This window comes from Luteibacter sp. UNCMF366Tsu5.1, assembly GCF_900119235.1.
GTDB classification, from domain to species: domain Bacteria; phylum Pseudomonadota; class Gammaproteobacteria; order Xanthomonadales; family Rhodanobacteraceae; genus Luteibacter; species Luteibacter flocculans.
This window is the reverse complement of the sequence record NZ_FPIS01000003.1, coordinates 452,390-465,827: the sequence shown is the minus strand read 5'-3', so window position 1 is coordinate 465,827 and position 13,438 is coordinate 452,390. Positions and strand designations below refer to the sequence as shown.

The 13,438-nt window shown below is 55.5% G+C and carries 5 protein-coding genes, 1 tRNA gene and 1 pseudogene; 3 read left to right on the top strand and 4 right to left on the bottom strand.

Annotation, left to right across the window (positions count from 1 at the left end; translation table 11 throughout):
- Positions 1-35 precede the first annotated feature (35 nt).
- The 3 genes and pseudogenes from BT115_RS15750 to BT115_RS15735 all read left to right on the top strand — a co-directional run bounded on the left by BT115_RS15750 (position 36) and on the right by BT115_RS15735 (position 2,579).
- Positions 36-932 (top strand): SDR family oxidoreductase, encoded by an 897-nt coding sequence (locus tag BT115_RS15750; protein WP_072323557.1) that lies wholly within the window; start codon positions 36-38, stop codon positions 930-932.
- Between the two features lie 331 nt (positions 933-1,263).
- Positions 1,264-1,339, top strand: a tRNA-Ile gene (locus tag BT115_RS15745).
- A 140-nt stretch (positions 1,340-1,479) separates the two neighbouring features.
- Positions 1,480-2,579 (top strand): annotated as a pseudogene (locus BT115_RS15735) (IS3 family transposase).
- 116 nt (positions 2,580-2,695) lie between these two features.
- On the opposite strand, the gene BT115_RS15730 reads toward BT115_RS15735, so the two are convergent.
- The 4 genes from BT115_RS15730 to BT115_RS15715 all read right to left on the bottom strand — a co-directional run bounded on the left by BT115_RS15730 (position 2,696) and on the right by BT115_RS15715 (position 13,413).
- Entirely contained in the window at positions 2,696-4,912 is a 2,217-nt protein-coding gene (locus tag BT115_RS15730) for a hypothetical protein (protein WP_072323555.1), read from the bottom strand.
- A gap of 14 nt (positions 4,913-4,926) precedes the next feature.
- Positions 4,927-9,129: a DEAD/DEAH box helicase gene (locus tag BT115_RS15725; protein ID WP_072323554.1), complete on the bottom strand. Its 4,203-nt coding sequence runs from the start codon at positions 9,127-9,129 to the stop codon at positions 4,927-4,929.
- Positions 9,116-11,344 carry a hypothetical protein gene (locus BT115_RS15720; RefSeq protein ID WP_177257430.1) on the bottom strand — a complete coding sequence of 743 codons (2,229 nt, stop codon included), beginning with the start codon at positions 11,342-11,344 and terminating at the stop codon, positions 9,116-9,118. Before BT115_RS15720 ends, BT115_RS15725 begins: the two co-directional genes overlap by 14 nt.
- 533 nt (positions 11,345-11,877) lie before the next feature.
- Positions 11,878-13,413, bottom strand: a complete 1,536-nt coding sequence (locus tag BT115_RS15715; protein WP_255369453.1) for an HsdM family class I SAM-dependent methyltransferase — start codon at positions 13,411-13,413, stop codon at positions 11,878-11,880.
- Positions 13,414-13,438 lie beyond the last annotated feature (25 nt).

Below are 13,438 nucleotides of genomic sequence, written 5' to 3'. Positions count from 1 at the left end.
CCATCGTACGCCTTCCCGACTTTGGAGACACCCCGATGCGTATCTTTCTGACAGGCGCCACCGGCTTCATCGGCTCACGCGTCATTCCGGAGCTGCTTCAGGCGGGGCATCAGGTGCTCGGCATGACTCGCTCGGACGTCGGCGCGGAGGCTTTGCGTGCGGCGGGCGCCGAGGTGCATCGCGGGGAGCTGGAAGATCCGGCGAGCGTCCAGGCCGGTGCCGCCCAGGCCGATGCCGTGATCCACACCGCCTTCGACCACGACTTCTCGAACTTCGCCGCCAACTGCGAAAAGGACGCCCGCGTCATCCGGGCGATGGGCGAAGCACTGAAAGGCAGCGACCGCCCCCTGCTGATTACCTCGGGCACCGGCATGGGCTCGAAGGGCCCGGGGCAACTCGCGACCGAGGACGTGTTCAACACCGCCCATGCGAACCCGCGCATCGCGACCGAACTGACCGGCGCAGAACTGCTGGAGCAAGGCATCGCCGTGTCGGTCATGCGCCTTCCGCAGGTACACGACACCAAACGGCAAGGCCTGGTCACCCCGCTGGTCGAGATCTTCCGCAGCAAGGGTGTGGCGACATACGTCGGCGACGGCCAGAACCGCTGGCCCGCGGCGCACGTGTCGGACGTGGCGCGGCTCTACCGGCTCGCCATCGAGAAATGCACACCGGGCTCGCGCTACAACGCCGTGGACGAGGAAGGCATCACCACCCGCGCCATCGTCGAAGTGCTCGGCGAAGGACTGGGCATCCCCGTGACCTCCATCGCGCCCGACGAGGCCCCCGGGTTCTACGGCTGGATGGGCGGCTTCGTCGGCATGGATCTACCCACCTCCAGCGCGTGGACCCGCCAGGCACTCGACTGGCACCCGACCGGCCCGTCCATGCTCGAGGATCTGCGCAACATGGACTACTCGCGACGCGCCTGAGCGCGTCGCAAGCGCCTCAGCGCTGATTGCGCTTCTTCTCGTCCTTGGCGGCCTTCTTTTCCTTCATGGTCTTGGCAGGCTTCTTCTTTTCGTTCTTCTTCGAATCCATTCCCTTGCTCATACGACACCTCGGTAAGTGCTTCAGCCAGACGCCGTCGCTCGGGTGCAGATTACGCCGTATCGGCGGCGTAAAGGAGCCGGCACGTACATGGCCGCGTTTTCGGCATCGCCGGGCGTATGGCGGCGAAGGAATTGAGATAGACCGTGCGCAAGCAAGCCTCCGCCGACATGCCAACCCACCGCCCTATCGGCTAGACTTCTCGCCCGCGCAGGGCCTATAGCTCAACGGTTAGAGCAGGGGACTCATAATCCCTTGGTTCCAGGTTCGAATCCTGGTGGGCCCACCAATGATTGCGATACGTTCCGCATATTCTTTCAACGTTAGTTTTGCGCCTAGCGCAGAACTACGCTTGAGTGTCGCCTCCCCGTAAACTTGGTCCAGACATAACCGAGGTCTCCGGGCAAACTAAGCCCAAGGAGACCCACGATGCGCAAGAGCAAATTCACCGAGAACCAGATTGTCGCCACCCTCAAGCAAGTCGAAGGCGGGCGGCAGGTCAAAGACGTGTGCCGTGATCTGGGCATTTCCGAGGCGACCTACTACGCCAGGAAATCAAAGTACGGCGGCATGGAGGCATCGGACGTGCATCGACTGCGTGATCTGGAAATCGAGCACAACAAGCTCAAGCGGATGTACGCCGACATGGCCATGGAAAACCACGGCTTGAAGGAACTGATCGCAAAAAAGCTGTAGACCCGGCGCATAAACGCCCGCTCGTGGCCTGGTTGGTGGGAGAACAAGGCTGGAGTGAGCGTCGGGCATGTCAGGCATTGGGTGTGTCGCGATCGGCGCTGCGCTACAAGGCGCACCCGGATCGCGACGAGCCGGTGATCGCCGTACTGGCGGAGCGGTTTCCCGAGCGCGGGGTCGACAAGCTGTTCCAGGTCATTCGTCGCCGCGGCTTGCCGTGGAATCACAAGAGGGTTTGGCGTGTGTATTGCCTGATGCAGCTCAACCGCCGTCGTCGTGGCAAGACGCGCGTACCGACACGGCATCCCATGCCGCTGGTGGCCGGCGAGGCAATAAACGGGAGTTGGTCCATCGACTTCATGTCCGATGCCCTGTGAGACGGCCCCCGCTTCCGCACCTTCAACGTCATCGACGACTTCACCCGGGAGGCCTTGGGCGTTGAAATCGATTTGAACCTACCCGCGTCGCGCGTTATCCGCACGCTGGAGCGGGTAGCGGCCTGGCGCGGTTACCCTGCGAAGCTTCGCCTGGACAACGGCCCTGAGTTTGTTGCCCTGGTCCTTGCCGAGTGGGCCGAACGAAAGGGCATCAAGCTCGACTTTATCGAGCCGGGGCGCCCCATGCAGAACGGTTTCATCGAACGCTTCAACGGTAGCTTCCGTCGCGGCGTGCTGGACATGCATGTCTTCCGCAACCTGAGCGACGTGCGCGACCAAGCCGAGCGGTGGCTGGTCGACTACAAACGGGAAGTACCCCACGACAGCCTGGGCGGACTCACGCCCGTCGAGTTCAGGCAACAACACAATCCGGCGACCTTGGGTTATGGGTGGCACTAACTAACGGGGGGCGACAGTTCGGACGAGGTATCTAGAATCGAGGCGGCAAGTCCAGCCTGGTCAGCCAGGCCGGCGACGATGGATTGCTCAAAGGCAGTCAGCTTCTGCGTCGACATTCAAGCAGTCGAGGTCTTGATGGTATCCAGAAAGCCACGAATCGGCGAACTGCGTTTGTCGAGGCGCGGCTTGCCACCGACAGATCTTAGAACGGATCGCGAGAGAAGCTTGTTGCCAGCGATGCATGAAGTTTCGGGCATCATCAAGCAGTCTGGGCATGCACCGCCTCGTTCCGTACATAGGGATCCCGTGCCGCAAAGAGTCGCCTTAGAACTCAGCATAGCCGTTAGCATTGAAGAGCCGGCGTTGCGCCAGAGCGCGGAAAGATTACCAAGGTCCATGGTTGTTCCATTCCGGTAGACGACAAATGCCAGATCGGCCGGGAAGATGTACTCGCCTAACGAGCCTAAGTCCAAGCCGGAGTACTCCGACATATGCTTCATCAGCAGGTGCGAATAGCTATGAAGCAGCGTGTAAAGATACAGGTAAACAGGCGGGGTCACAGACTCGGACAAGTTGTCTAGGAATGAACTCATCGGCTGCGCAGCACTAAGTAGTCCGGCCCCAATTCTCTCGCCAGCGTTCAGGTCGAACATGTCGGGGCAATCTAGATCTCGCAGCCATTCGAGAACAAGTTCTTCCTTAAGGCGAACATAAATGGCCTCGTTGCCCTGTTGAACGACATACACGGGAAACCGCGTGCCGTCATTCTGCCTAACTGGAGGAAACAAGTTTAGACGGACCGGCATGTCCATGCCGCGTTTGTCTCGAAGAATAGGAGCCGGCTCCATTCGAGAGTAGCCAAAACTAAAGCGGCATAGATCGAACTCTCGAATAAGGCCCATATCCTCCAAGCCGAGCTTATCCAAAAGGGAGCGAGTGGCGTTCTGCACCTCGCCGGTCTTGTCCTTATCTTCGGGTGCTAGGTCTTCATCGAGTCTTGTAAAAGATACATAGGGCTTCTTGCCATTCGTCCTTTTTTCTACATCGAGACGTGTGCTTTTAAGTGCGGCGTGCTCGATGGCAAGGCGAAAAGGGTCGAACTTAGACGCAAACTTGGATTGTCTGTCCCGAATGTTTGATACGACGGCTATGGGGAGGTCAGTCTTTGGCAAAAGAATCTGCCTTTGGCGAAGGTCATCGACGATGCGCTGCCGATTATTGTATGCAGTATCAAGAAGGTCTCTCATTGCAGCGCGTAGAGACTCGGTCATGGCGTCGATCTGCAGCTCGATCGTCTGAATTGCATTGCCGGCAGCCAAGTAATCCAAGAGATCCTTCGTGCATTCAGATTTTCCGTCGCACGCCCTCTTTACGTCATCTTCGGTAATTGGCTGAGATGCAAAACCGTATAGCCTAGCTATAACGTCCTTCAGCTCAGTATCGCGGCCTGGACGAAGTCGTGTTAGAAGTTGCTGGCTTCCGTCTTTAAAGTCGATAAAGAGGTCTGACTTTACGTAGTACGCGCTCGATGCCCGATAGGGTGTCGCCTGCATACGAACCTCGGTCAGTCGGTCAGATTTCATCGCAGGTCCGATGATGCGCAGTGTGTCTCGGTCGTTCTGTAGCCACTTTGGCGACAGCGGCTTGTCGCAGGCGGCACATTCGAAGAACCAGTCACCAATCCCCGCTGAGCGACGATTTAGCCGGAACTGAGAGCTTCCGCAAACGCAGCTGTCATATCGCTTTATGACCTTGGAATCGCGGTCACTCCAGTACCATTGCCCGGGAAATGCCGCTTCCCAGTGGCCTGACCAATGCACAAAGATGACATCCAGTTGCTCCCAGTCACAAACGCCTTTCTTTTTTGGATTGCGGCAGTTTTCTGGCGTCAAGTACTTCAGGTCATCGTCAAGCCTACCTAACGACTCATAGTCTTGAAACAATCCACAAGTCCTGCACACGAACGTTAGTGGTGCCGGTGTGTACTCCATGTGGGATGGCCGGCATAGGTAGAAGCGATCTAGGCCGGGAAGCTGAAATTCTGTCCTGGAGGGATTAAGGAGTGCTTGGTCGACACACTGTCCAGGGAGAATGCGCGGCTTGGTCGGGTCGCCATCTCTCGCTGATAAGGCGGCGTTGAACCAGGCTCGGCCGAGTTCGTTTATCCGTTCAAAGATCAAGTCTATAGTCGGCTCTGAGAGCTGTATGGTTTCGCCGGCAGCTGATCGGGCAATGCAAGCACCCATTCCTCCCTCGAAGGTAAAAAAACTTTCCGGTGCATACGCGGTCGCCAGCTGGTTGCGGGACCGGTTCATCGATTTTGCCTTGGCCACTCTAATTATCTCCGTCAGCTACGGGCCTCAGTGGCATTGTCCGTCGAGTCGATGTCTGCCCCTGAGCCACGCCGGATGAAGGTCATTACTCGAGCAGTCACCCCATCTTTCACGAGCTTGTAAGAGACATCCAAGCGCGACTCGTGGATCAGTCCAGGCTGATCTACGTCGCGTAGCGATGTCATCGGACGGAGGAGGCTGTTACGGGCACCGAAGAACCTAACCAGTGGGGTTGAATTGACCAGCCGCTCGACATCAAGATCCTGCTGGTAGTGAGTTAGTTGCCCCTTGAGCATTGATCGATAGTAATTCTTGCCCTCAGGAGATGGCGAGAATGATAGGCCAAGCGCCTTCTCCATAAATGCCTCAGTAGCTTTCATGTTGGCCGGTAAGGCTAAGAAGTCCCGTACTTCGGCTGCCATGGAATACGTGCAGCAATTTCTCTTCTTGTCGTCATCGGCTGCACACAAGAGCTCGATGGCGTTTATGCCGCAAACAAACTCTTGGAAAAAGCTTGGCATTACGCGAATGAGGGCATTCTCCGCCCAACGATCAACTGCCGCTGGCAGAATCATTCGCTCGAGGAATCGATGGAAAATGTCATGAATCTCGAGAACAAATCGATCTCGATATCGTTGCGGTACTGGGACCAGCAATGAAAAGCCAACATGGGTGCGACCGACACGTGATGAAGCTTGGACGTACTCAGCGATGTCGGACGGGATGCCGGCGAAAAACATCGCATTGAACTCTTCAACGTCAACACCATGAGATATGGCGGACGTGGCAATAACCGACCGTAGGGTGTCGTTTAGCTCGGGAAATGGCTCTTTGGTTCCAACGCGGGTTTCGGCGCGTCGGACTATGTCCTGAATGTCTGCAGCTGAAACGGCTCCTGAAATAAGCTCAGAGTTCAGTACATGATCCGGGTATCCCTGGTCACGGTGAAGCTTCTCGAATTGGACTCTTTCGGTGTCAATAACCTGGTCGCCACCCTTTTTGTTGGTGACGTAAGTCAGGGCGATACGGTGCAGGTTCACCAACGTAAGAAGCGTTGCAGCATTGGAACCGGCCAGGAGCCGAGCGAATTGATTCTCCAAAGGTCCATGTGATACCCAGCGGACCAATTCTTCACGCGCAGCTTCTTCCTTGGTTGCATCTCCGCTACGAAGGGACTCATAGAGAGCCGTGAGCATGAGATGGTAGTGCCCAAGGACCGAGGCCATCGCTACTGTGTGGCGGTGTCCATTGGTTAGAATGGACGCGTAAACGCGTGCCCAGTGACTCCGCATTTCCACATCGTCGACCGCAATGGGGACCCGCTCTGCGTCTTCAGGCGCATCGTTCGGCTGAAGAGGAGTTGCATAGAACGAATCGTAAAGAGTAGGCCCTGGGTACGGAAACTGCACTGTGTTGTCGCGCTGATAAAGGTTGCGCATTTGCCTCTGTGGTTCGCTAACAGTGGCTGATGCCGCAATAACCTTGATCTTTCTGCGCGCCGTTGAGTTTGGCTCAAATGCCAGTTTGCCCTTTAGCAGGGGGGCAAGTTGATCGAAACCTGCTTCAAGAGCGGATTCGAACAGCCCGGAGAACGTGCCAAGCGACTCATCAAGGAGGTGTGCTTCGTCCTGAATAAGTAAGGCTGGGAAAGGATCGAAGAATCGAATGTCCCCCGAAGAATAAGACGGAAATAAGGGGGCAGTGCCATTGCCAGGATGGCCATCCCAGTCCTTAAATTTCATCGGCACATATAGGCGATCGCTCGCTGTCTTAACTAGCGGGGCGAAACCGAACATCGCGAAGAATCTTCGGATAGTACCCTGCGACTGGCCGATGGCTGCGAGCTTATCGACCGTACCAAGAAGAACTGACGGAGCTAGTTCATAAATGTCCTCGTCAACGATGTAGAAGGGCAATGGGGTCGGCTTGGTGAACCGAGCGTTCCACGAGCAAATTTCCTTGGATGAAGAACAATAGTGACCCATTGCATTGGATCCACTACCGGAATGCCGCCGTAGAGCGAGCAGGTTGCCATTCTTACTTCCACAGAAAGGGCAGGACGATAATTTCAGCCAGCGCTCTCGAGCACTTTTGTAGGGCTGGATTTCTAATTGCTTGGATTCCTCGCTTGGAGGGACTTCGCTATCGCTAGGGACCTCGCCGTATCCTTCATCCGAGTGCCAATTGGGCGTATTGCTTCCACCCACCCAGAATCCCAATGAAAACGGGTTACCGGGGTGCCTCCGCGAGTGCCTAACCTCCTCAGCAGCACCCATTGTGGTGAACGTCCGGCGCGCCTGTTGAAGCGTTAGCAAGCGCAGCGGGTAGCGCATCAATGCCGTCACGCCTCTGTCCTTACCCCTAAGGCGGTCAAGGAAGAGTACGTATACAAGAAGACCAAGGAATGCCTCAGACTTGCCGCCGCCGGTCGAGAAATACAGCAGTGTGACTGCATTGGCGTTCTTAGCAACCTCAGGCGTGTAAAAGTCGTGGAACTCCGGAATGCGCGTGGCGAATGCAGGAATGGACGCGAGGATAAATGCGAGCTGGAACAGCCGCCAGTCTTTATAGCCCTTCGCCCTGGCCACTTTGGCCATAGCGGTATTCATCGATATCCACGCCTCGAACGGGATTCCAAGCGAAGACTTCTGTGGGCCAGGGCCACTCCAACTTCCGCGAGATTTCTCGAGGATTTCCAAGCCGCAGCGAATGGCTGCTAACTCCCGACGCCACGCCGCGAGATCAAGATGGAGCTTCTCGCGTTCTGCTGCGATTTGTTCGACGGCATTGGGACCCTCTACCCCATGATCCACCGGGTGCTGCTCAACTTCCGTAAGCCATGCTTCGTAAGCCGCAATGAGTGGCAACAGACCATTCAAGCAGTCAGGCTGCGATAACTTTTCGATATTGCACTGGACCGCGCCGTCGGTCGGCCGGATTCTTGGCAGCACATAGCGGGGTGCCCAATTAGTCTTCAGTCTGTGTAGTGAGCCCTCAGTAGTGAGGGTGACACCACCGTTAAACCCTAATGCCGGATACTTCAAATATTCGTTATAGCGATAGGACGGTTTCACGCGATCAAGATGCAGGAATTTGTGATCGGTAGATGGCACATCGACGACAACAGAAACCTGAAAAAGCGAAGGCTCAAGTTCCTTAAAATTGGTCTTGGTGAGCGGTGTCGTCCAGTTCTCTAATGCAACATGAATCGTCGTGCGGCCTTTGTCGATTGGATCTTGCGCAGTCTGGACAACCCAGCGCAGCTCAATCTTCGGTATGACCACTGGAAGGTTGGAGGTGCGTACCCTATCCAGGTAGTTCTTCCAGTCACGCACGTCAGACGGCAGCACTCGGGTCCGACGGTATCCCCAAGTCTTTCCACCCATACTGGGATCTGTACTCACTGCCCAATCTGCAAGCTGTTTATTGATGGCTTCATTTAAGGCATCGGTTGCTCTTTTGGCGTCGCCTTCTGCCGTCATCGGCGTAAAGGTGAACGAAGGGAGGGCGAGCCCGAGGCGTAACCATTTCGGTGGAGGCGGGATGTCTTCCGCCAACCTGTCCGGTGTGCTTAGCTCCGCGGTGATCTCCTGAATTGGACTTGCTTCGCTCTCGACCGTCTCTTCCACACTGGCTTCTTCTATACCTTCTGCCTCGGTGTCTTCGCGCTCCGACGCACGATCGAGCCGGTTGTCGAACGGCAGTCCCATTGACTCGTAGGCGGCCCGGCGAGCCTCATAACTCCTCATTGCCCAGTCCGGATGGGATTTGCCGCCAGGTAGCGCTGCAATGAGCTCGGTCAGTGCGTCTCTCACCTTGCTGCGGACAGTGGCGCGTGCCTCTCTGGTCAACGGAAAAGTCGCCTCTAGACGGCCTCCAGGTCCAACCTCTTCCTCAGTAGGTAGAATGCGGACATATACCGCGCCGGTTAGCGATACCCCAAGCGAAGCATCCTTGGCAGCCGCCCGAATCTGGAAATCCATGCCATGCGCGCTTATGCGAATTGGATCCGCCTCCTCGTCGCCGCCACGCTCTTCTGCGGGCATCGGTACGATGAATTCTGACATCAGCGTGGCGCTGGGTTTTGCCCCATAAATTACTTCGTAGAAGCTGCCGCGGCCGGCGAGTCGTGCGGACAGATTATTAAGCAAGCTATCAACCACCGCCTCTTTGTAGGCGGGGTGAATGCCATGCGAGTTCTCACTAAGGATGGACACTGGTCTTTCCCTTTGGATGCGAAGGTGGTTCCACGCGTTCCACTCTATAGACGCAACGCAGCGCTTCCTGCTGGAGCTCATGAATGACGTCCTTTGGCACCTTGCGATAGGCGACAGCGCTCTCTGGCTGAAAAAGGATTTCGGCGTATCGAGCTACTAGCTCGCGGCCGAGGTACTGATTTAGGCGTCGCGCGCTGCGTACAAAGATCCAATGCTGCTCAGCTTCCTCGTCACCGATACCCAACGCCCGACAAAAGACCTTGAAGTAGCTTGAGTCTTTCGCCGCGTGGGGTCGCGTATCATCCTTAGCCTGCAAGGCGAGCCAGTAGTACACACGGCCAAGTCGGCAGCTTTCAGCTCTTGCGTCGAGTTCGATCATCTTGGCGTGAACGTCGCGCGCGAGCGCGGACCGCTTCTTGGTGCCAAACAATAGCGCGCAACGCCTTTGCACATCGTCGTGATACAACTTGAGCAACATGCGAACCGGATCGACGATAGAGTTCACTCCGGCACTATCCAGCTGGAGAGACGATTCCACCTTGGCACGAAGCTCGTCACTCATCTCGAAGACGAAATCACCAGGTTGAATGGCGCTCGCCAACGAACGCCTGAAGGGCGGATCTTCGTCGGCTAGGTAGCGATAGACCCATGAAGAGACGTACGTTCTTCCGCGACCTTCCAAGTCAAACTTGTAATCCGCTTGCTGGTCGCTCTGTCCACTGCTCTGAACTCCATCAAGCTTAAAAGTCATCGACATTTCTCGAAGCTTGCCGATATCAATTGGATTGGGCACCTCAGACAGCCGTTGCTCAAGCTGCTGAGCAAGCAATCCGATGCGCCCTCTATAAGCTTTGAACGCTTCGATCTCCTTCATTGACTTCAGCGTCTTGAGGGAAGATTCGGCCTGCTGATAAGCAACCAAAATAGTCGTTCCGTGTGGAACATTTGAATCTGTAATTAGGATGCGAAGAACGTCGGCATTTATGCCGACGAAGGCAAAGTCTTTTCCATTCCGTTGATCAGCGGGCATCCTTTTGATTGTTGCTAGCGTATGCAACTCCATATGTGGCTCAGCTGCATCCCAATCATTCGCTAACTTGCGCTGGAGGAAGCGCCGGGATAGCAGCACATACTTATTGCTTGGAAGAATAATCGCGAATGTTTGACGGTAGCTCGTCGAATGCTTTTTAACCTCGACTAGCAAGCGCGACGCTAACGGGGTTGCATCACGCCAGTCATCAATTAGCTTTTCGGCACGTTTGACGACGTCTTCCACCTTAAGGCGGACGCTGTTGAGCGATCCGGACGCTAGCGCCGTTTGAAGCGCCAATTTCACTGCCGTCCAAGAATCATGGTTGCTGAGTCTGCCGAATCCTTCCTCGGTCTCTGCGGCGCTTAGATCCATATATCCGGCAGGCATGTTGGATAGGCGAAGTATGTACATACAGGCCTGCAATAGCGCTCTATGAGCAGGATCATCTTCGCTTCCGGCGAAAGCCGTGAGTCGCTGAAATGCGAGCGCAACTTGGGACGCATCGCGATCAACAATGTATACGTTGAAGTTCGAGTTGCTTCGTTGAGCGGGCTTCCAGTCAGGCGGAACTGGTTGGGCTGAAAGCAGTGCCTCTTGTGCTTCCGCGGACCAGACCTTCGTTGAGAAGTCCAGTTTTGAGTCGACCATCCTGCCGCGAAGGATGAAGAATGTCTTCGGGTCATCGGTAACGATGACGGCACCGGCTTCGTCCATGCCAAACTTCCTCGCGGCAAGGAGGAAATCGGGGATGTGCATGGAAGCGTTGTAATCGGAGCGGACTGATGCGTCGGTGGCATCTAGAAGAAGTACTTCAGGGCGCCCGTGAGCACCTAGCGCATTGAGCGAAGTGCGCCATGTTGCTCGCTTCGCCGCATGATGCATAACGAGTAGCGCTCCTGGAGCCTTCGCTGGCACGCCCCATTCCATGTTCACCTTTTCTCGAAGGCGACGTCGAATTGCCAAGTTCTTGACTTTCGATAGCGTTCGTTCGAGAGGATTGGCTGCGGCCGCTTCCCAGGACTGATTACTCGGGCTAAAGACAAAGGTGGGAATCAGTTCTGCCAACGATGGATCAGATAATTTTTGGTTGTGCTGATCTAGATCGTTGAGTGCGGACAGGACCGCGAGAAATGCTGAGGATGAAGTGTGCGTTTCTGGTTCGTGCGAGCCGTTGTCACTCATGACCCAAAGGCTGCAGAAGAGCTCGTTGAGATCCTTTCGATCAGCGAGAACACTCTGAAGGGGCGTGCGGCAGGCGTAGTTACCTGGATAGAGTAGGGCTCTCAGGCCCCGCAAATCCTTAGCAAATACACGCTCTATATTTGCTAGCGCATGAAGGAGTGGCAATCCCGCAAGCTTGGCGGGCCAGGCGAGGCAAAGGGTGATACCACCATGATCCGCAGCGGTGAGTAGCGTGTCGACCAGCTCCCTTGCCCATGGCTGTAGACCTACAGGCTCACTCGAGGTACGCACTTTGTACTGTATTGAAGCATCACCTGATCGAACATGTGCCCACGGCCGATCAGGTCGAGCTGGCTGATCCGGCACATCAGACGGAGATATCGCAGGTGGCTTACATTTCGGCGCTCGTTCTTTTGTCCCCGTCGAGCGCAAGGATATCTCTTGCACACGCTCACTAGTCTTATTTCGGGCCTTGGCTCGATCTGATTGGCGTTCCGCTAGAGATCTGAATTTGGCCATTGCAAGCACTCAGCTTAGTTGGCGGGGCCTGCCACGTCAGATAGGTTGAAGGCACGCTTCACCGCTTCTTCCATAGTCACCTTCTCAGCGAGGGCGTCTTTAACAGCCTGTGGATCTGGCAGCGCAAGCTGATTCAATTCAAATGCTGAGACATTGGTTGCGCCCGAGATACATCGAAAGTTTCGGTCCACCACGTATGTGCTGAGCAGGCTCGCCAGTTTGGTGGGCGATAGATGAGGCTTATCGCCTGTGACCTCGACTATGACGACGTGGTTCTCGCCGATAAACCCTCCATGCTTTCTGTAGACATCGGGCGACACAGCGGCAGCGACTAGGCGTCGAGGCTGATCGTTCGACGTGACACGCTGTATTACGACACACGGAGACGACACCACGGAGGAGTGCATTTTGTCGCCCATGTCTACAAATCGGTGCTCTCCATCACGGGCTGATACGGAATCGAGTTGGACGGCCCTTCCTGGAACGATATCTCTCGACCAAAGCAGTGGCATGGCAGTATGGGCCCTGGCTTTTCTTACATCCTGTTGCGTCTCAAACTTCGGGCGTTTGTCTCGATTCCAGACGTAAGCGCCAATCCGGACTTTGTATCCATAGTCAGATAGTCGAAAAGCTGTTGCTGATGCGGCCTTAAGTAAGGGCACGTCAGTAGTTGCACGCGGAACTGGCCAAACCGCTCCGTCGCTTGGCAATGAGCACTTCCCTACGTTCCTGTATTGGCCGGAACTTGACACCACTGAAACGCTAGTCTGTGACCGACCTTTCTCTGATCGCCGGCGCAGAACTGTCATGGCTGTTTCTTGCTCAACATCAATAAAGATGCCTTGCCTGTCACTAACAACGCCTATGTGCTCGATTACTGAATTGCTAATGAGAAATTTTCGTAGGCTCGTGAAGTACTGGCCGGATAGAAAGCTTGTCGGCGTAACTAGCGCCGCATGGCCTTCGGCACGGAGAAGGCGCAGACAAAGTGCGATAAACAGGCAATAGAGATTCGGTTGACCTTCAATGACGTCAGCATACGTTTCTCGTAAAGGATCCAGCTCCGCGGCCTTCATCTTTCGATAGGGAGGGTTGCAGACAACGACGTCAATTTTCCCAAAGCATGTACGAAGTCCGTGCAGCGAATCAGTCTGGCGAACTCGAAATGCCGGAGAGTAGCCCGTCTTCTGGATATCGTCATGAAGTGCCATACATAGAAAGAGCTTGGAAAGCTCGCAAAGCGTGGCATCAAGATCGGTTCCCGAAAGGTGTCTTTCTATATGTCTGAGTGATTGTAACGGCGTTCGTCCGCGCTTCTTTAGGGCGGCACGCATCCTCAGGGCAATGGGGGCTAGGAACGCAGCCCCCCCACACGCTGGGTCCATGAACGACTGGCGACCAAAATCCACTCCTTGCTCAGTCAGGTCGTTGAGAAGACCGTCCGTTAGCGATGTGGGTGTAAAGAACATCGCTAACTCCTTCTGATAGCCCTGGGTAGTTAACAGAGCGTACGAGGAGCTAAGCCAGTATGTGGCGTCAAGAAAAGTCATGCCGCGTAAGATCGCTACAAATTCT